Annotated in this window: 16 protein-coding genes; 7 read left to right on the top strand and 9 right to left on the bottom strand. The window is 47.4% G+C overall.

Annotated elements, in window-relative coordinates; translation table 11 throughout:
* Nucleotides 1–282 precede the first annotated feature (282 nt).
* Nucleotides 283–1,590, top strand: a complete 1,308-nt coding sequence (locus tag FCU94_RS08015) for a GGDEF domain-containing protein (protein WP_176288013.1) — start codon at nucleotides 283–285, stop codon at nucleotides 1,588–1,590.
* Here FCU94_RS08015 and FCU94_RS08010 read toward each other — a convergent pair.
* The 3 genes from FCU94_RS08010 to FCU94_RS08000 form a co-directional block, all read right to left on the bottom strand.
* A complete protein-coding gene (locus FCU94_RS08010; RefSeq protein WP_217906389.1) occupies nucleotides 1,571–2,344 on the bottom strand; it encodes an ElyC/SanA/YdcF family protein in 774 nt (257 codons plus the stop codon). The genes FCU94_RS08015 and FCU94_RS08010 overlap by 20 nt on opposite strands.
* Nucleotides 2,317–2,637: a DUF3392 domain-containing protein gene (locus FCU94_RS08005; protein ID WP_176288011.1), complete on the bottom strand. Its 321-nt coding sequence runs from the start codon at nucleotides 2,635–2,637 to the stop codon at nucleotides 2,317–2,319. The genes FCU94_RS08010 and FCU94_RS08005 overlap by 28 nt, the downstream gene beginning before the upstream one ends.
* Nucleotides 2,638–2,749: 112 nt before the next feature.
* Nucleotides 2,750–4,438: an NAD-dependent malic enzyme gene (locus FCU94_RS08000; protein ID WP_176288010.1), complete on the bottom strand. Its 1,689-nt coding sequence runs from the start codon at nucleotides 4,436–4,438 to the stop codon at nucleotides 2,750–2,752.
* Nucleotides 4,439–4,593: 155 nt separating this feature from the next.
* Between FCU94_RS08000 and FCU94_RS07995 the strand changes: the two genes are divergently transcribed.
* Both FCU94_RS07995 and FCU94_RS07990 read left to right on the top strand, forming a co-directional pair.
* Nucleotides 4,594–6,939, top strand: a complete 2,346-nt coding sequence (locus FCU94_RS07995) for a helicase-related protein (RefSeq protein ID WP_176288009.1) — start codon at nucleotides 4,594–4,596, stop codon at nucleotides 6,937–6,939.
* A 207-nt stretch (nucleotides 6,940–7,146) separates the two neighbouring features.
* Nucleotides 7,147–7,524 carry a transporter gene (locus tag FCU94_RS07990; protein ID WP_176288008.1) on the top strand — a complete coding sequence of 126 codons (378 nt, stop codon included), beginning with the start codon at nucleotides 7,147–7,149 and terminating at the stop codon, nucleotides 7,522–7,524.
* An 84-nt stretch (nucleotides 7,525–7,608) separates the two neighbouring features.
* On the opposite strand, the gene FCU94_RS07985 is transcribed toward FCU94_RS07990, so the two are convergent.
* The 3 genes from FCU94_RS07985 to FCU94_RS07975 all read right to left on the bottom strand — a co-directional run bounded on the left by FCU94_RS07985 (nucleotide 7,609) and on the right by FCU94_RS07975 (nucleotide 11,009).
* Complete coding sequence (locus tag FCU94_RS07985; protein WP_176288007.1) at nucleotides 7,609–8,799, bottom strand: amino acid aminotransferase; 1,191 nt, start codon at nucleotides 8,797–8,799, stop codon at nucleotides 7,609–7,611.
* 218 nt (nucleotides 8,800–9,017) lie between these two features.
* Nucleotides 9,018–10,511 (bottom strand): HD-GYP domain-containing protein, encoded by a 1,494-nt coding sequence (locus tag FCU94_RS07980; protein WP_176288006.1) that lies wholly within the window; start codon nucleotides 10,509–10,511, stop codon nucleotides 9,018–9,020.
* A 198-nt stretch (nucleotides 10,512–10,709) separates the two neighbouring features.
* Nucleotides 10,710–11,009 (bottom strand): hypothetical protein, encoded by a 300-nt coding sequence (locus tag FCU94_RS07975; RefSeq protein WP_176288005.1) that lies wholly within the window; start codon nucleotides 11,007–11,009, stop codon nucleotides 10,710–10,712.
* Between the two features lie 188 nt (nucleotides 11,010–11,197).
* Between FCU94_RS07975 and FCU94_RS07970 the strand changes: the two genes are divergently transcribed.
* Together FCU94_RS07970 and FCU94_RS07965 are read left to right on the top strand one after the other, a co-directional pair.
* On the top strand, nucleotides 11,198–12,595 hold the full coding sequence (locus FCU94_RS07970) for an aminotransferase-like domain-containing protein (protein ID WP_176288004.1): 1,398 nt from the start codon (nucleotides 11,198–11,200) through the stop codon (nucleotides 12,593–12,595).
* A gap of 81 nt (nucleotides 12,596–12,676) precedes the next feature.
* On the top strand, nucleotides 12,677–12,889 hold the full coding sequence (locus tag FCU94_RS07965) for a hypothetical protein (protein ID WP_176288003.1): 213 nt from the start codon (nucleotides 12,677–12,679) through the stop codon (nucleotides 12,887–12,889).
* A gap of 28 nt (nucleotides 12,890–12,917) precedes the next feature.
* Here FCU94_RS07965 and FCU94_RS07960 read toward each other — a convergent pair whose 3' ends face one another.
* From FCU94_RS07960 to FCU94_RS07950, 3 genes are all read right to left on the bottom strand, one after another.
* Nucleotides 12,918–13,151 (bottom strand): hypothetical protein, encoded by a 234-nt coding sequence (locus FCU94_RS07960; RefSeq protein WP_176288002.1) that lies wholly within the window; start codon nucleotides 13,149–13,151, stop codon nucleotides 12,918–12,920.
* Nucleotides 13,152–13,270: 119 nt separating this feature from the next.
* Nucleotides 13,271–14,671: an asparagine--tRNA ligase gene (gene asnS, locus FCU94_RS07955; RefSeq protein WP_176288001.1), complete on the bottom strand. Its 1,401-nt coding sequence runs from the start codon at nucleotides 14,669–14,671 to the stop codon at nucleotides 13,271–13,273.
* Between the two features lie 180 nt (nucleotides 14,672–14,851).
* Entirely contained in the window at nucleotides 14,852–16,465 is a 1,614-nt protein-coding gene (locus FCU94_RS07950; protein ID WP_176288000.1) for a methyl-accepting chemotaxis protein, read from the bottom strand.
* A gap of 292 nt (nucleotides 16,466–16,757) precedes the next feature.
* Here FCU94_RS07950 and queD point away from each other — a divergent pair, with 292 nt between their 5' ends.
* Both queD and FCU94_RS07940 read left to right on the top strand, forming a co-directional pair.
* On the top strand, nucleotides 16,758–17,117 hold the full coding sequence (gene queD, locus FCU94_RS07945) for a 6-carboxytetrahydropterin synthase QueD (protein ID WP_176287999.1): 360 nt from the start codon (nucleotides 16,758–16,760) through the stop codon (nucleotides 17,115–17,117).
* 437 nt (nucleotides 17,118–17,554) lie between these two features.
* Nucleotides 17,555–18,709 (top strand): amino acid permease, encoded by a 1,155-nt coding sequence (locus FCU94_RS07940; RefSeq protein WP_176287998.1) that lies wholly within the window; start codon nucleotides 17,555–17,557, stop codon nucleotides 18,707–18,709.
* The last annotated feature ends 23 nt before the right edge of the window (nucleotides 18,710–18,732 follow it).

The raw sequence follows: 18,732 nt of genomic DNA, 5'->3' as shown, positions 1-18,732 counted from the left end.
TTTGCTCTTTTGTTGTTCGGTAGATTACCCTTTCGTTGTGTGACCGATTGTAACAACTTTGTTTGCCTGCATCTAAACAAAACAAATCGAGGATAAAGAGAAGCGTGTCTGAGGCCCGTGACAAGACGTCGATGCCCTGCCAAGTATAACTTTATGAGTCATCTCTAATAAATAGCGTCATGAGCAATGGCTAATTGAGCTAAAATGGAACTAACGTCATATAAATTGACACTGCTATATTCAAACTCGTTATTAAGTCGACGGTATTATTTGAGGCAGCGATTGAAAACCATTCATAAGATTATATTTTTACTGGTGCTAGTGACGGTCGTGGTGGTTCAGATTTATTGGCTGCGCGGCGATGGTCGTGTCTATCGGATTGGGCCCGATCAGTTTACATTTCTTGCGACTGATGACCAAGGTCAAGGCGGGGCTAGTTCAGCGGCATTAGCCGAACGCAACGATGGCATGGTGCTCGAGTGTCAGTTGGTAAAAACGGACGCCTATCCATGGCCATATTGCGGTATTTCGATTCAGCTAGGTGCCAGCTTATCTCAAGGCATCAATTTAGAGAAATTCCACACGCTTAGGCTCAATCTCGATTTTGTACGTTTAGACAGCCAGAAAGTCCCAGATCTACGCGTTTATCTGCGTAACTTCAATCCTGCCTACTCAAGCATAGATAATGAGTACACACTAAAATACAACGGCTTAGAGTACACACCGGGTGTTTCTCAAGGCGCGGTTGATATCCCGCTGGCTAATTTACAGGTGTTGACTTGGTGGCTGGCGGATAATGATATTGCTATTGAGCACTCTGCGCCTGAATTTTCCAATGTCAGCAAACTGGAGCTAGCGACAGGATCAGGAGAAAATGTCGGTCATTATCAGTTGACCGTCCACAACATTGAGCTTGTCGGCAACTATATTGAAGGTGAATCACTCCTGCTTGGGTTACTGATCTTCTGGGTATCTTTGGCTTTGGTGTACAGTTCGATAGAGATTCGTCGTAGCCACCAAGTGATCTCTTTGGCGCAGTCTCGTCAGTTGCACTTACGTCGACTCAATCGTGAGCTCCAAGAGCAGAACATCCATTTTGCTGAGCTGGCTAATCGAGACGCGTTAACGGGGGCGATGAATCGTCACTCGATTCGTGAATGGCTTGATGAACACTATCAGGATTCGTCTTCTGGTCAATCTCTTGCGGTTCTCTATCTCGATATTGACCATTTTAAGCGAGTCAATGATGCCTATGGCCATAAAATGGGTGACGACATTCTGAGAGAGTTCACCATGGTGGTACTTAGCGCGTTAGACTCATCACAACGTTTGGTTCGCTGGGGGGGCGAGGAGTTTGTGGTTTTCTGCCCCGAGTTCGATTTACAACGAGCGACACAACTAGCAGAGAAGATTCGTCATCGCATAGAAGCGCATATCTGGGTGCATGGGGACCCGCTCACCACCAGTATTGGTGTCGCCGCAAAAGGCAATGAACGAGTTAATGAGATGCTCACCAGAGCCGACGAGGCGCTCTACCTGGCAAAACGCCGTGGACGCAATCAAGTAGCGATTAGCGCACTTCCTCAGTGATCTCGATAGGCGGCTGCTGCGAATCGGTCATCGGTGCTTCGATGGCGATCGGCTCCTTTGGTCCAAGGAACTTAGGTTTAGCATTGGTTATATAGAGGTCTAGCACCGCTTTTGCGCGAGCAAATACCTCACGTACGCGCACTTTTAACCCAGAGTGACGAGACGGCCCGGGGACAGCGAAGCATTTGGCGTTGATGTGGTGCGAGTTAGCGATAAACAGAGCACGTTCACAGTGAAATTTCTGGGTGATGATCAAGAAGTTATCGGTATCAAAAATTTCTTTGGCTCGAACCACAGAGTCTAGGGTTCGAAAGCCTGCATAATCAAGAAAGATGCGCTCTTCTGGAACGCCAGCGGCTAGTAAGTCGCGTTTCATGGTCCAGGGTTCGTTGTATGAGCGATGAGCGTTGTCCCCGCTTAACAGAAAGTGACTCACTTTACCCTGCTGGTAGAGTGCGATTGCAGCGTCAATACGATGAATATAGTACTCATTGAGTACCTTACCGAGGTACTTGCTGGTACCTAAAACAACTGCGACATTAAACGGCTCGACTTGATCGGCTTGCAAAAAAAGCTGTTGGCGTGCTTGCACCGACACCCAGCGATCGATGGCAAACAGCCCCAAAGCGATAAGTACTAGGGTTGCAGGTAGCCAGAACAAGACTCGACGGAGTCCCTTTTTTAGCCAGGTCTGAGTTTGTGTGTCTCGATGGAATAGTTTTCGCACTAGATTTGACGGTTCCTCTGTGCCCAAAGACCAATAATGATAAAGCAAGACAAAATGATAGAGAACATGATGCCGCTTTCCAACGTACGTAGCGTCTGAGTGAGATGAGGCGTTGCCTTAATAATGATCAAGCCGTAACCAAACGCATTAATCAAGATGAAGGCTAAGGTTCTTAGAACAAAGTTGTAGTTTCTCAGCCATCTGCGCACCATGGCATTGATCTCACTGCCTGCCATGACCAGAAAGCAGGCGATCAGTGCGGTCGAGATTTCATTCAAGTAAGGGTACAAGTAATTACCCAGCGTATTTAAATATTCCATTATTGATTAAACAGTTATCTCAAAACGGTGCAAGGATACCACGAAGCAGTGGCAGGATGTCTAGAGTTGACGAACAACAAAAAACCCAGCGTTGCTGGGTTTTTTTAATGGATTAGAATGCGGTGCGCTTATAGCGGCGGTAAACAGGTTGCCAAAACGAAGCATCGATGGCTTCTTCGAGTGCTTCATCAGGGATCTCAAGAGCCACACCTTGTTCAATCGCCTTTTTGGCCACTGCAAAAGCGATTTTCTTCGATACCGAGTGGATCGCCTCTAAAGGCGGTAACAGTGGGCCTTGACCGTTGATCGCCAATGGTGAACAAGTCGCGAGGGCGCGGCTCGACTCCATGAGCATCTCGTCAGTGACGCGCTTGGCTTGTACCGCCAACACCCCAAGACCAATACCTGGGAAAATATAGCTGTTGTTACATTGGGCGATAGGGTAGGTTTTACCTTCGTGGATAACAGGGTCAAATGGGCTTCCCGTCGCCACCAGTGCCTCTCCGTTAGTCCAACGAAGAATATCGCTCGGTGTTGCCTCGACGCGGCTGGTTGGATTTGACAGCGGGAACACAATCGGGCGCGCACAATGAGTGTGCATCTCTTTGATCACTTCTTCACTGAATAAGCCCGGGGCTCCTGAAACGCCAACCAATACTGTTGGCTTAGCGTTGCGCATCACATCTAACAATGAGAAACCATTGCCTTCAGCTTGCCAATCAGAGGTGTCTTTGTGCTTTTGCACCAGACGTTGTTGGAAATCGAGCAAGTTTGGCATGCCCTCTTGCAGCAAGCCCCAACGGTCAACCATAAACACCTGAGAACGCGCTTGTGCATCACTGATTCCTTCAGAAACCATTTGTGCGATGATGGCTTCTGCGATGCCACAACCAGCAGAGCCAGCGCCTAGGAAAGTCACGCGCTGCTCAGAAAGCTGACTTCCAGCCGCCTGACAAGCGGCAAGCAGTGAGCCGACCGTGACTGCGGCGGTGCCCTGAATATCATCGTTAAAACAACAAACGCGGTCTTTGTAGCGCTCAAGCAGCGGCATCGCATTCTTTTGGGCAAAATCTTCGAACTGAATAAGCGCATCTGGCCAACGGCGCTGCACCGCTTGCATAAATTCTTCTACAAACGCATCGTACTCGGCGCCGGTGATGCGTGGGTGACGCCAGCCCATGTACATTGGATCGGCAAGGCGTTGTGGGTTATTGGTACCTACATCCAAAACGATCGGTAGTGTGTACGCTGGGCTAATTCCTCCACACGCGGTGTATAGGGCCAGCTTACCAATCGGAATACCCATACCACCGATCCCTTGGTCACCAAGGCCGAGAATACGCTCGCCATCTGTCACTACGATAACTTTCACATTATGATTTGACGCGTTATTTAAGATGTCGTCGATTCTGTCGCGATTGGCATAAGAAACAAACAAGCCGCGTCCACGGCGATAGATGTTGGAAAAGTTCTCACACGCCGCGCCGACTGTCGGGGTGTAAATGATCGGCATCATCTCGGAGATGTGATTTTGCACTAGGCGGTAAAACAAGGTTTCGTTGGTATCTTGGATGTTGCGCAGATAGATGTGCTTATCCATATCGCTTTCAAAATTGCGATACTGCATATAAGCGCGTTCTACCTGCTCTTGAATGGTTTCCGTGTTCTCGGGCAGTAGGCCTTCTAGGTTAAAAGAGCGACGCTCTTGCGCAGAGAAAGCACTGCCTTTGTTGAGCAGAGGAGTACTGAGCAAGGCAGGGCCTGCATAGGGGATATAAAGTGGGCGTTTATCGTTATTCATCTCATGCCTATAGTAGGGTTTAGGTCAACAGACCATCGGGAACAGGAACCTAAAAATGATAGGGATTCGTAGTCGCATTGTAAACTGAATATTCCTCCATTTTGCTTAGCATAGAGTATATAATTGACGGTTTTGACACCAACCCTGTTTAGCTTATGTCTTCACTTCCCATCGATACGCTCAAACCTCAATTTGACCAGTTAATTTCCCAACATGATTTAGTGGTGGAAGCCGAAACTGGCTCGGGGAAATCGACTCGGTTACCGCTTTGGGCGGCAGAAAGAGGACGGGTGCTGGTGATTGAACCAAGAAGAATTGCTTGTACATCACTGGCGCAGTTTTTGGCGCAACAAGCGGGAGAGCGTGTAGGGCAGTTTGTTGGTTACGCAATCAAGCTTGAAAGCCACTATGACGAAAAGACACAAGTGGTGTTTGTTACCCCAGGTGTCGCGTTGCGATGGTATGCTGACAACCAATTGGCCGATTTTGATTTTATCGTGGTCGATGAGTTTCATGAACGACGTTGGGATACCGACCTTTTGGTCGCTTTGCTTAATGAACGTGCAGCTCAAAGGCTCATCGTCACTTCGGCAACAATGGAAGGTGAACGGTTGGCGCGTTATCTTGGCGCTAAACGGCTCTGTGCCAGCGGGCGCCAGTTTGACGTGGCGCTATATCATCGCGCTCAAGATGCTAAGCAGTTGCCTGATGTCCGTCACCTCGATGAAAGAATATTGCGCGAGGTCATCGGGTTAGAAAACACCCCAGGTGATATTTTGGTCTTTCTACCGGGACGTAAAGAGATTAATCAATGTGTTAGCCGGCTTTCGAGCTTGGATAATATCGTACCTGTGCCTTTACACGCTTCAGTCTCAGACCAACAAAGAGAGATAGCACTTAAACCGCAAAGCTATAAGAAGGTGGTTCTCGCGACGAATGTTGCGGAAACATCGCTAACTATACCCAATATAAGCGCAGTCATTGATTCAGGTCTCGAGCGCCGCACAGAGCAGCGTAATGGCCGTACAACCTTAAGTCTAAAACACATTTCCAAAGCCAGCGCTAAACAGCGAGCCGGACGTGCCGGACGAGTGATGAGAGGTGAGTGTGTCCGCTTATATGGTGAGTTTGCTGCTCTGACTGATGTGACTCCCCCTGAGATGCACCGCGAGTCGTTAACAGAGGCTATGTTGGCGGCGGCATGTTGTGGGACGGCGCTGACTCAACTGAGCTTTCTCGAAGCTTTACCGGAGAAATCATTAGTCCAGGCAGAGCAGGTATTGCTCACTATGAATGCGATTTCAAGTAACGGGCTTGCGACCGACCACGGTCGACGCCTCTATCCACTTCCCATTGATGCCTTGTATGCCGATTTGGTGACCAGAATGCCGACTCGGCCATTACAAGAGGCAATGTTGGATCTGACCTCTGTACTGGCAACCCCAGCGACCTTATATCGACTCACTGGTGATGAGCAACTGCAAATGCAGTTAGATCAAGAAGAGCCGCTTGGTTGCGATGCTCAACTCGCGATTGGATTAGTGCGCGGCAAAGTCTTTTCTAGGGTCAATGTTGATCAAGAGGTGCTGAGAGAGGCCCGTTTGTTGGCGGAGCAGATGAGACAAGCATTTGAACTGCCAGAGCTGAGTGTTGCGTCGCGATATCAACCCACCCAACTTGGAGAAGCGATCGCTTCTTTGCACCCCGAACTGGTTTTTGTGCGACGCGAGAAACGTCGCGAGGCGTTTGCAAATGGAGAGATGGAAGCGATCCTAACGCGCGATAGCCGGATAAAAACAGCCCAGGAAGCTTTGTTGGTGCTCGATACGCATAGTGTTCCGGGCAGAGGCGTCAAACAAACCATTAATTTAGCAACGGTGACAATCCCCTTGCGCCTTGCATTGCTAGAAGAGATGAATCTAGGGGAGTGGCAGCAAGGTGAAGTCATGGTCCAAGAGGCGCAAACTTTGGTTGAACGTCACCTTGTGTATGCAGGTCGGACAGTGGCGACACGTTACGAAGCAGCGAAAGGGGAGTTGGCGATTCAGCCGATCTTACAAGCGGTTATCGCTGAAGCGGTTTTACCGGGGTTGGCCAAGCGCCGCAGCCAAGAAATCGAACATTGGAAGATTTATCAAGGGCTTGGCTTGGCTGACGCCCCATCTGATGGTTCAACGTTGACGTTTGAAAGCTGGTTCACTGAGCAGCTTTCCATGCTAGGAGTCAATGAGATTGATGAGTTGGCGATGTTCGAAGCCGAAGACTTTCTCTTTGATGGCATTCCTGATTGGCAATACCAAGAGTTTGCCGAGCAGTACCCATTTGAATTGGCATTAGGCGATCTCAACTTAGACGTTGAGTATCAGTTGGACAAAAAGCGCGTTTATGTGGTGTACCGTGATGGGCTACGCAAAGGGTACCCCAAGCGCTGGGAACTACCGAAATGGCAAGGTTGGCGAGTGCAGTACAAGAGGGCGAGCAAAATCGTCGATGTTCGTTAGCGTCAGTATATTATTCGATAAATGAAATATTAAGCAACCGGTTACTTATATCTCACTGATGTACATATTTTGTTACTTGGTTGCTTTTTATATAGCTTTTTCAAACAAAAAATGGGTATAAAAGACTAATGTTTTATATCCTATTGCCATAAGAACCGGAATCTATGATATTGAGTACACTGTGTTGCCGCTATGACGGGGGATGATATGGAACATCTAGGCAAGACAAGTGTTGTTTTCGACTATACCTCTTTTCTTGGCGCTTCATGCAGTAAGAAATGGACTTTCTTGGAAGCAATGAGCACCTTTGCGCCAATTTTTAGTTTGGCATGGAAGAACACCATCAAAGAGTCGACGACGGTTGAAGACCGCTTGTGGCAGCAGGCGATGAATAGCCTATCTGCAAATCGAAGTGACGAATCTAATATTCTTACCTTACTCGAACTGGCTCGCTTTGAAGGCGTCGAAGAGCTCAAGTTAGTAATGCCTTATGAGTTAGACAATGAGCAGCTTGAGCGAATGCGTAGTAAGTCGGGGGTCAATATCTCATCCTTGACTCAAGATGAACTGATGATTCGTTTTTGATCGCATTGGTTTGAGTAAAAATTGATAAGCGAAACTAAAAAGAGCCAGCAAAAGCTGGCTCTTTTTGTCGGTATCGGCTCTATATTACAGCACGGCAGCGATGCCTTTGCATAGCGGCAGCATATTTGAGCGAGTCATCCCCGCTACGCTGATTCGGCCTGAGCCAACGATGTAGATAGCAAACTCATCTTTTAAACGGTTCACTTGTTCTTTATTTAGTCCAGAGAAAGAGAACATACCGTTTTGACGTTCAATAAAGCTAAAGTCTGCGTCTACACCTTGCTCTTTTAGCGTTGTAACGAACAGTTCGCGCATGTCTTGAATACGATCGCGCATCTCTTTCACTTCTTGCTCCCATTCGGCACGTAGAGCAGGATTGTTGAGAATGTGCGTCACGACTGCACTGCCGTGAGCTGGTGGGTTAGAGTAGATGGAGCGGATGATCGCTTTCACTTGAGAGAACGCCGTCGTCGCGACTTCTTCAGATTCCGCAACAAGCGTAAACGCACCGACACGTTCATTGTACAAACCGAAGTTTTTAGAGAACGAGCTAGCGACTAGAATCTCTTTGTTGTACTTGGCAAAAATGCGCAGTCCGGCCGCATCTTCTTCTACGCCTTTTGCGAAACCTTGGTATGCGAAGTCGAATAATGGGAGTAGCTTTTTGTCTGCGACCAGCTTGGCGAGTGTTTCCCACTCTTCGGCTGTCGGATCAATGCCGGTAGGGTTATGGCAGCAGCCATGTAGTAGTACGATGTCGCCTTCTGCTGCTTTGTCTAAATCTGACACCATAGCAGCAAAGTCTTTGTCTTTGGTTTCAGCGTCGTAGTAGCTATATTGCGCTGTTTCAATACCTGCCGCCGTGAAGACACCATTGTGGTTCGCCCAAGTCGGGTTACTGATCCAGATTTTAACGTCGCCAAGTTGGCGTTTGATAAACTCACCCGCGACACGAAGTGCACCAGTACCGCCTGGTGCTTGCGCAGTTTTTGCTCGTTGCGATGTCACGATGTCTGAATCGGCACCAAACAGCAATTTTTGTACTGCAAGACCGTATTCAGCAGTACCTTCGATCGTTAAGTATGACTTAGTTTTTTCGGTTTCAACCAGCGCAGCTTCTGCTTTCTTAACGGTGGCGAGAACGGGGGTTTCACCTTGTTCGTTTTTGTAAATCCCAACACCTAGGTTGATCTTTTCAGTGCGTGGATCTTTTTTAAACTCTTCAGTGAGGCCGAGGATAGGGTCTGCCGGAGCAGCAACTACTTTTTCAAACATAATCGTCATCCATGTTAATCGAAGGGAGGATACTAGTAACTCCGTTATTTATACCTTTCTAAGGGTAATGAAACAACAACCAAAGCAAAGAAAATTTTTAAAACACCAGTATTTACTGACAATTTGTCTTGTAATAGGGATTTCCATATAAAAAGTCCCTCTAACCACACGAGCTAGGGGGACTTAACTGATACACGTGGCGTTTTATTATTCTTGAGTTAGGCAGGTATCACGCCTTCTTCCAGTGCGTTTTCTTTTGCTTCCATACTGCGATACTTGTCAGCAATGGCGACAAACTGCTGCTCGATAGCTAAAAAGGCATCGACGACCTGAGGGTCAAAATGATTCCCTTTTCCTTGTAATATAATCGATTTGGCTTTGTCGTGGCTGAAGGCTTTTTTATAGACGCGCTCGGAGATAAGTGCGTCATAAACGTCTGCTAATGCCATTAATCGCCCTGAAAGCGGGATTTCTTGTTCTTTTAATTGATTTGGGTAGCCGGACCCGTCCCACTTTTCATGGTGAGTAAGCGAGATCTCTTTAGCCAACTTCAAGAAAGAGTTACTACCGAGTTGTTGCTCGGCCATCGATAAGGCTTTGGCACCAATTTCAGGGTGACGTTTCATTATCTCAAACTCATCGTCAGTGAGTTTCCCCGGCTTTAGCAAGATATTGTCTGGAATACCCACTTTACCGACATCGTGCAGTGGCGCCGATTTATACAGCAGTTCAATATATGTGTCGGTCAGCAGTTCGCGGTGGGGCTCAAACTGCGCCAGATACTGAGCGAGTGCTCGCACGTATTCTTGAGTGCGCAGAATGTGCGCGCCGGTTTCGTTGTCTCGTGATTCAGCGAGTGCCGAAAGGCTGACGATGGCAACGTCGCGCGTGGTCTTAACCTCATCTTGCGACGATTCGAGGCTATCAAGCATTTGGTTGGTCAGTGACGCCATTGAACCGAGTTCGTTGTGTTCAAATACCGCAAGACGCTTTGACACATTACCCTGAGTGACTTCCATCAGTGAACATTCGTGAGACAGCAACACCTTGCGCATCAGTTTGCTCCACAGCACCATAATGGCTACCACATATCCCCCCAACACTAGCGCGATATAAATGAACTCCTTAATGACGCTAATCTTACCCGTGCCATCAAGCACCCGTTGAGGGTTATGCTCTAGCCAGAAGATATCTTTTATCGCCACCATGGTTAGCATCGCGGTAAGCGTAATCAACAGCAGACTGATGAGCGAGATCATCTGCTTGACCAGAGAACGACGCTGGCCGCTGAGCTGAAACTGGTAACGCTGCTGACTATCGAGCTGCTCAAAAGAGGCAATCTTAGACTCTAGTTGGAGCAGCAATCCAGTAAAAAAGCCAAATAAAGTCATACCAAACAAAACCTTGAGATTGCTATCAATGGTAAAGTCATAGTGAACGTTATAGAAGCTTGCTAAAACGATACTGGCAAAAAACATCAGGGTGGCGTCGAGGCGTGCTTGTCTTTGTTGACGTAAAAGAGCGTGGTCACTGAGCAAAAAGTGGCGAGTGAAAAACACCACACCAAACTTGGCAGTAATGTGGCTGAACAACTCAGTAAAGGTCAAAGTTTCCAACATTGGGCACACTCGGCCCGCATAAATGCCAAACACCACACCGGCTAAAACGTAGAGTTGAAGAGTTAAGGGTGCATTATAATGTGAATGTTTCATAGCGATGCCCATATCCAAAATGCGCTCTGTTAACCATCAGTGTAGCTGCGCAGTAGCAAAGTTGAGTGTTATCCGTCTACTCAATACAAGACCGAGTATCATATCGATTTCTTACATTAATGGATACGGTTTTACGACTTAATTGAGGATATGAGGCGAGGGAATGAAACGCACACCGAGTAAGGTGTGCGCTTAACATTATTTCTTTAGATCGATTTGAGATTCGATGGCGTTGGTTTCAATCTCTGGGTTTTGGCTGAGTTTCTTTGCCGCCCAGTTATTGAGGTGAGATAAGATAGCGGTCACCGCATGCTTTTCGTTCGCGGTTTCTCCCTCTGACACATCGAGTTCTTGTTTAGGATGTGAGCCGGTTGCGTCCTCGGCGATGTGTAACCAATCAGGGTGCCAGTAGTAGGGTTGGCCACTCGGCGCTATCCAACTGTGCACACCATTACTTTCACCTTTGTACTCGATATGCGAGGAATCGTATTTTTTCATTATTATCTGTTCCTTATGTTAGGTTATTGAGATCACTGTTGCCTGATAAATGTAACAAACTGATAGGTATTTAATGTGATTCGCTTCAACAAACAGTGTTCGCTAAATTCTCTCCCCTTCAATGAGAGAAGGGATCTCTATTCCGGCGGCGGACTGTGATATGGTTGGCGCTGAGAACAGAGGGAAATATGAATCGCTATCAACAACTTGCAGATCAAATCAAGCATCAAATCGAACAAAGTACTTGGCGAGCCGGAGAGAAAGTTCTATCGATTCGTGCTGCGAGTAAAAGTTATTTGGTGAGCCCATCCACGGTGCTCCAAGCATACCAATTACTAGAAAGTGAAGGCTGGTTAATCGCCAAGCCTCAATCGGGCTATTTTGTTACTCCCGATAGAGTGCGACGCCAAAGTGGGGCGCATAGAACGACGCCTACTCTGGCATACAATGATAGGCTTTATCAGTTCCTTAAACGCAGTACCAGCGCAGAGATCGCCTTCGGGTCGGCGTTTCCCGCGCCGGATCTGTTTCCTTTAGCTGTACTCAATCGTCATTTAGCCAGTGCAGGGCGTCAGTTGCCGGCTCAACATGTATTACACAACCTACCACCAGGCAATGAATCACTGCGCCGCAGTATTGCGCAGCGCTATATAATGAGTGGTCTTAATGTGTCCCATGATGACATTGTGCTCACTTCTGGCGCTATGGAAGCGCTTAATCTCAGCTTAGCCACCTTGTGTAAGCCAGGTGACAAAGTCGTGCTAGAATCGCCTACTTTTTATGGCGCGCTACAAGCGGTTGAACGTTTCGGCTTAGAGGCTATTACGGTTCCGGTTGACCCTCAAACTGGGCTCTGTGTCTCGGCGCTTGAGCAGGCACTTAAGCATCATAACATCAAAGCGTGTTGGTTGATGTCACGCTACCATAACCCGACTGGCGCGAGCTTGAGCCAACAAGACAAACAGACGGTAGTAAATTTAGCCCATCGCTATGATGTGGCGATCATTGAAGACGATGTCTACGCCGAGCTGGGTGTGAGTGACCCTGTGCTGAGTCCATTTAAATATTACGACCAAGAGGATAAAGTGCTGTTATGTGGTTCTTTGTCCAAATCGCTTTGCCCTGGCTATCGCATTGGCTGGGTAGTTAACCGAAGACTGAGTGCTCAATTACAAAAACAGCAAATGCTTTCGACGTTATCTGCCAGCGCGCCGATACAGCAAGGAGTGGCGCATTATCTGCAGCACGAAAGTTTTGATAATCACTTACGCAAATTGCGTAAAACCTTAGCCTTGCGTCGTTGTGCAATGCTTGAGTTACTTGATGAACATTTGCCTGAACATAGCCAGGTGCATGTGAGTGAGGGAGGTTACTTTGTGTGGGTTGAGTTCGCTAAACATGTCGATTGTCACTCGATATACCTCTCTTTACTTGAAGAGGGTATCTCGGTGGCTGATGGTGGTTTGTTCGGCCCGTCATCGCAGTTTAATCATTGTTTACGTATCAACGTTTCGTTCGCTATCGACAGCGCTATCGAGCAAGCGGTGGCTAAAATAGGTCAGTTGGCACAGCGTTACACTGCTTAGTGGTTTATTTGGCTAACTGTATCGCTGTAACCTCGTCGCTTTGTGTTCAAATAGACGGATTGTCATCAATGAGGATCTGTAATGGAACGAACCAATTTAAAGCGTGAATATCGACTGCTGGTTGTTGCAATCGTGTGCGCTGCTCTGCTGGTGTTTGGGCATCTCATATTAGCCAAATCGTTTACACAATTCGCTTGGACCGAATATACCGCGGCAGCGATACCTTTTGTGATGTTCGGCTTATGCTTGTTTGGTATTCGTTACGCGGCGAAAGATAGCAACGGCGAACAATAAAGCCCCGATTTTACTCGGGGCTCGATGGCTATTTTTTATCGTTAAGTTGGTCGATGATCGCTTGCTTGGCGTGCTCTTCATTGGCTTTCTCACCGTCTGGAACTGTCAGGGCGCGCCTGCCATGCATACCGGTAATGTCTTCAGCGATGTGCAGCCAATCTGGGTGCCAGTAGTAGGGCTGTTCTCCTTGAGGGTGATCCCAGCTGTGGACGCCCTCTTCCACACCATTGTAGGCGAGATCTTCAATCTTAAATAACTTCATAGCCTTAACTCCATTTACTATCACACTAATAAAACTAGCTGATTCACAATGAGTTTTCCAATGCTTAGTGGCATAAAAAAACCTCCACAGTTGGAGGTTTTTTCAGTGCGAAACGGCGTTTAGAAGTTCGCAGAGCGCGGAGTACGAGGGAATGGGATCACGTCACGTACGTTGCCCATACCTGTTACGTAAGAGACTAGACGCTCAAAGCCTAGACCAAAGCCTGCGTGTGGCACTGTGCCGTATTTACGTAGGTCGCGGTACCAGCCCATGTGCTCTGGGTCGATGCCGATTTCACGCATACGGTCGTCGAGAACATCCAGGCGCTCCTCACGTTGAGAACCACCGATAATCTCACCGATACCAGGTGCAAGAACATCCATCGCGGCGACTGTCTTACCGTCGTCATTCAAACGCATGTAGAATGCTTTGATGTCTTTCGGGTAGTTCTTAACAATAACAGGTGCTTTGAAGTGTTCTTCTGCAAGGAATCGCTCGTGCTCAGAAGACATATCGATCCCCCATTCTACAGGGAACTCGAACTCTTTGCCTGAGTCTAGAAGGATCTGAATTGCGTCAGTGTAGTCAACTTGCGCAAAGTCAGAAGAGACGAACTGCTCAAGGCGAGTGATAGCTTGTTTGTCGATGCGCTGAGCAAAGAACTCAAGGTCGTCACGACATTCAACCAATACCGCTTTGAAAACATACTTAAGCATATCTTCAGATAGCTTAGCGATGTCGTTTAGATCGGCAAACGCGACTTCAGGCTCAACCATCCAGAACTCTGCTAAGTGGCGGCTGGTGTTTGAGTTTTCAGCGCGGAAAGTCGGACCGAACGTGTACACCTTGCTCAGTGCACAAGCGTATGCTTCGGCGTTTAGTTGACCAGAAACGGTTAGGAAGGTTTCTTTACCGAAGAAGTCTTCGTTGTAATCCACGTCGCCTTTGTCGGTGCGAGGTAGGTTTTCCATGTCTAAAGTAGACACGCGGAACATTTCGCCTGCGCCTTCTGCGTCAGATGCGGTAATTAGTGGTGCAGATACCCAAAAGTAACCTTGCTCATGGTAGAAGCGGTGAATCGCCTGAGATAAGCAGTTACGTACACGAGCGACAGCGCCGATCACGTTGGTGCGCGGACGTAGGTGCGCCACTTCACGTAAGTACTCGATTGAGTGACGAGTTTTCGCCATTGGGTATGTTTCTGCGTCTTCAACCCAACCAACCACTTTTACAGCCGTTGCCGCTAGTTCGAAGTCTTGGCCCTTCGCAGGAGACTCAACAATCTTACCCGTTACTTCAACAGAGCAGCCAGTGGTTAGCTTAAGCACTTCGTCTTCGTAATTATTAAGATTATTAGGGACCACGGCCTGAATCGGGTCGAAACAAGAGCCGTCATATATGGCAAGGAAAGAGATTCCAGCTTTGGAATCACGACGTGAACGGATCCAGCCACGAACAGTGACTTCACTGTCTACTGCTAGCTGACCTTTCAATACGTCTGATACAGGCGCGTAAGTCATGTTTTCAATATTCTCCATTGAGGTAAAAATTCAACCCAATGTCGCACTATTCACGGTATAAATAATGAGCAAACATTGGGTTGGATAGAATTCTATATCTTCAATGGGACATATTACCTTTCAAATCTTAGGCTTCAACCTTTATTGTCAATTCGACGAACAAAAATAGCCGATTAACGGCTATTTCTTGTTGGAGAGGGTAAATTGGTCGAGTAGTGCTTCTAAATGCTCCGACTGTTGCTCAAGATTCATACTAATATTATGGGTTTGCGCCGCAGATTCACTCGTCTGGTTAGCGTGTTGCGTGATGACTTGAACTTTGCCTTGTACTTGCTGACTGAGCGCTGCGGTTGTGTTCGTTTGTTGTTCAATGCTGTTGGCATGAGCGAGCGCCTGATTCATTTCATCGACCACTTCAGACATGGCTTGTGAAAGTTGCTCGATTTCAGCAGAGCGTTGATGCGCAGTACCACATACAGAATCAACAGAGCTCAACGATGATTGACTGTCTTGCTGGAACTGAGAAATAATGCTTTCGATGCTACCAGTGGCTTCAGCCGTACGGCTGGCCAAATTACGCACTTCGTCGGCGACGACGGCGAAGCCACGACCTTGTTCGCCAGCTCGGGCTGCTTCGATTGCTGCGTTCAGTGCCAATAAGTTTGTTTGCTCAGCGACGCCTTTGATCACTTCGAGAATGCTCGATACTTCTGAAGTTTGATTGTTGAGATCAACAATACTCTCTTTGACTTGCTCAATATCGTCGACCAAGGACTTGATATCGTTGCTGGCACTGTGCGCTTGTTGGGCACTTTGATTGGCGATGGTAGTGGTGTGTTTGATCAAGGTTGAGGCATCTTCGGTCGCTTGTTCTACCTGAACTTGTTGAGACTGCATTTCTTCCATATGCGTTTGCACTTCAGAGGTCTCTTTTTGCTGATTATCGGCCGCTGAGTCAGTGACCTGAGCAACTTGCGTCAGTTCGGTGGCACTGAGCGCCACTTTATGCGACGTATTTTGCACTTGCTCTAGACTGTGGTTGACCGTTTCCATAAAGGAGTTGATTGCGCCAGATAACTGACCGATTTCATCGGTTTGCTTGGTGGTTAATCTCTGGCTCAAATCTTTGGTTTTACTCAGCTTCTGCATGAACCCGGACGTCTGTTGAATCGGACGTACGATGATTTTTCGAATTAGCCACATGGTCACTAGAAATCCGACGAAACCAAATGCCGACATAATCGCCAAGGCAATAAATGCGCGTTGACTGATCAGTTGGTTAACGTGAGAGAGGTTGTACTCAAGGCGAATAGCGCCTAGCACTTCGCCTTCCGGTGCCATGTGACAAGAGACGCAGTTTGTACCGCGATAGTTTTCGCTCGACTTCATTGGCAGGGCGACAACAATCCCTTTACCCCAATCGGCAGCGATAGGTTCAATCACCAGTTCACCCGCTAACGCACGTTGATCGATCTCGTCGACGGGTTGTTGGTTGGTTTGTCCCGGGCCATAAAGCTTACTGACCGCTTCTGCGCGTAAGACTTTGACTTGTTCGATACCGTCCTGGGCGAGTGCTTTTTGACGTAGTGTCTCTTTCTGAGCCATGGTGCCTGTTAGCATCATCATGTTCAGACTGTCAAAATAGTTACTCGCTTTGTCGTGTAACTGTTCACTGAGTACTGAGTTAATCAACTCGCGTTGTTGTAAATATTGATAGGTTGTTGAGGCGACCAGGACTAAGCCAAATACGGTCAATAGCGTGATGAGCAACTTCGTTGTAATTGTTAGGCGCATTTTTGAATAATTATTGAGTATTATTAGAATAGACCCGTGCGATCTTGTCTCAGCTTTGAGCGAAAGAAAAGTTATCGAACTTTATACTGTGACCTCACTCGCTGTAAGGGCATTGTAAATGTGATGTAAGCTTCGTGTAATCAAAAGTTTGACGCAGTAACGTAAATTTGACGTGCTAGGAAAGAGGGAACGTTTTCTTAGAAGCGAAATGGGCCTATATATAGGTCAATGCTTGTCTCAATAATGGTTATTCCTTAGTATTGCGTCTGATTTGACAAGCCTGAGACTTAAAATGAGAACAGAATTATACAAAGAGTTTATGTTTGAAGCCGCCCATCACCTTCCGCATGTACCTGAAGGACACAAATGTGGTCGTCTCCACGGTCACTCTTTTTTAGTTCGCCTGTATGTAGAAGGTGAGGTTGACCCACATACAGGCTGGGTGGTTGACTTTGCTGAGATCAAAGCGGCATTTAAGCCCATTTACGACAGGCTCGATCACTATTATCTCAATGATATAGAAGGGCTGGAGAACCCAACCAGTGAAGTCCTCGCGAAGTGGATATGGAACGAGCTTAAGCCGGCGTTGCCACTACTCAGTAAAGTTGAAATCAAAGAGACTTGTACCGCGGGCTGTATATACAAAGGTTAAAGCCAAGAACAGGGTAAAAGCGAAGCGTTAGCTTCGCTTTTTTTGTTTTGGTGACAGCCATGTTTGCGTTTTGAACAAGCGTTTAATTTGCTGTTGCATTCGTTCTGCTTCGCGATAAGATGAAAACGCTCATAGTGAGCCGACGTAGTTCAGGACGTTCTATGCTTGTTGCCAATGGACGGTTATTTATCAGGATCTCCCCGTGATTTTCAAAATAACGACACCAATATTAGAGCCAACTGAAGGTTCACCTCATCATCTCGGTGCCATGCAATCTCTCGATCAATCTACCGCTTTCTCCCTCTGCGTTTTCAACGCCAATTTGCCTTTTTATTCATTTTCTCGATTTAGTCCCTCGTATTGAATGTGACATTCAATACTTGCGCTTCAGACGCTTTCTACTTTTTGCAATTTCTCAATCGACGGTTTTATAGAAAATGAACACAAAACTTTTGGGCAGTGCGCTCATTATTTCGGGCACCGCTCTTGGTGCAGGTATGCTCGCTATTCCAATGGTGTTGGCGCAGTTTGGCCTTGCGTATGGCACGTTGTTGATGGCCTTTATCTGGTTTGGTACCACTTACGCAGCGTTGTTGTTGCTTGAAGCGACGGTAAAAGCAGGCGGTGGGTTAGGGTTAAACTCAATCGCAAGAAAAATCCTGGGTCGACGTGGTCAGTTGGTGACCAACGCTCTGCTTTATGCGCTTCTGATTTGTCTGCTGATGGCCTACATACTTGGTGCGGGTGACCTGCTAGCGCAATTGGTCGCAAGTGTAGGGATTCAATTGAGTCCCACTACCAGTCAAGTGCTGTTTACCTTGATGGCAGGGCTCGTTGTTGCTTGTGGTACGAGCACGATTGATAAGCTCAATCGGCTACTATTCTTTGTGATGATCGCGTGTCTAGTTGTGGCCTTGAGTGCGCTTTTACCTCAGTTCTCGCTGACGCATTTGAGTAGTGTTAGCAATCACGACCCCGTTAACCTTATTCAAACAAGCTCAGTACTGTTTACAAGTTTTGGCTTCATGGTGGTGATCCCAAGTTTAGTCAGCTACAACAGTGAAGCGAGTGACACACAGTTGCGTAATATGGTGGTGATTGGGTCGTCGATTCCTCTCATATGTTATTTGTGCTGGTTGTTTGCAGTGGTGGGGAACTTACCAAGCGATCAACTGAAGCAATTTGCCAATGTGTCGCAGCTGATGACGGTATTTCAGCAGCAGTCACCTTGGATTGGTGGTGTGTTGTCGCTGTTTACTGGATTAGCATTGTTGACCTCCTTTTTTGGTGTTGCTTTGTCTCTGTTCCATCAAAACAGCGACGCGCTCAATCAAAATAAGGTGGTGATCTATTTGGTGACCTTTGTCTTGCCACTTGTAGGCGCGATTTGCGCGGCAGAGCAGTTTCTGTCGGTATTGGCGTACGCAGGTGTCATTCTGGTTTTCCTTGCCGTATTTGTGCCGTTAGCCATGGTGATGCGCTTACGTCGTGGAGGGGAGGGGACGCATGCTTATCAAGCGGAGGGAGGGCGTGTAATGCTACTATTCACCCTTGGGTTTGGGCTATTCTTGCTGTTATCGCAATGGCTATAGATTAAAAAATAGGCGCCGAAGCG

The organism is Vibrio sp. JPW-9-11-11 (assembly GCF_013369335.1).
In the GTDB taxonomy this organism is placed as follows: domain Bacteria; phylum Pseudomonadota; class Gammaproteobacteria; order Enterobacterales; family Vibrionaceae; genus Vibrio.
The sequence above is the reverse complement of the archived record's forward strand: the minus strand, read 5'-3'. Positions and strand labels throughout refer to the sequence as shown.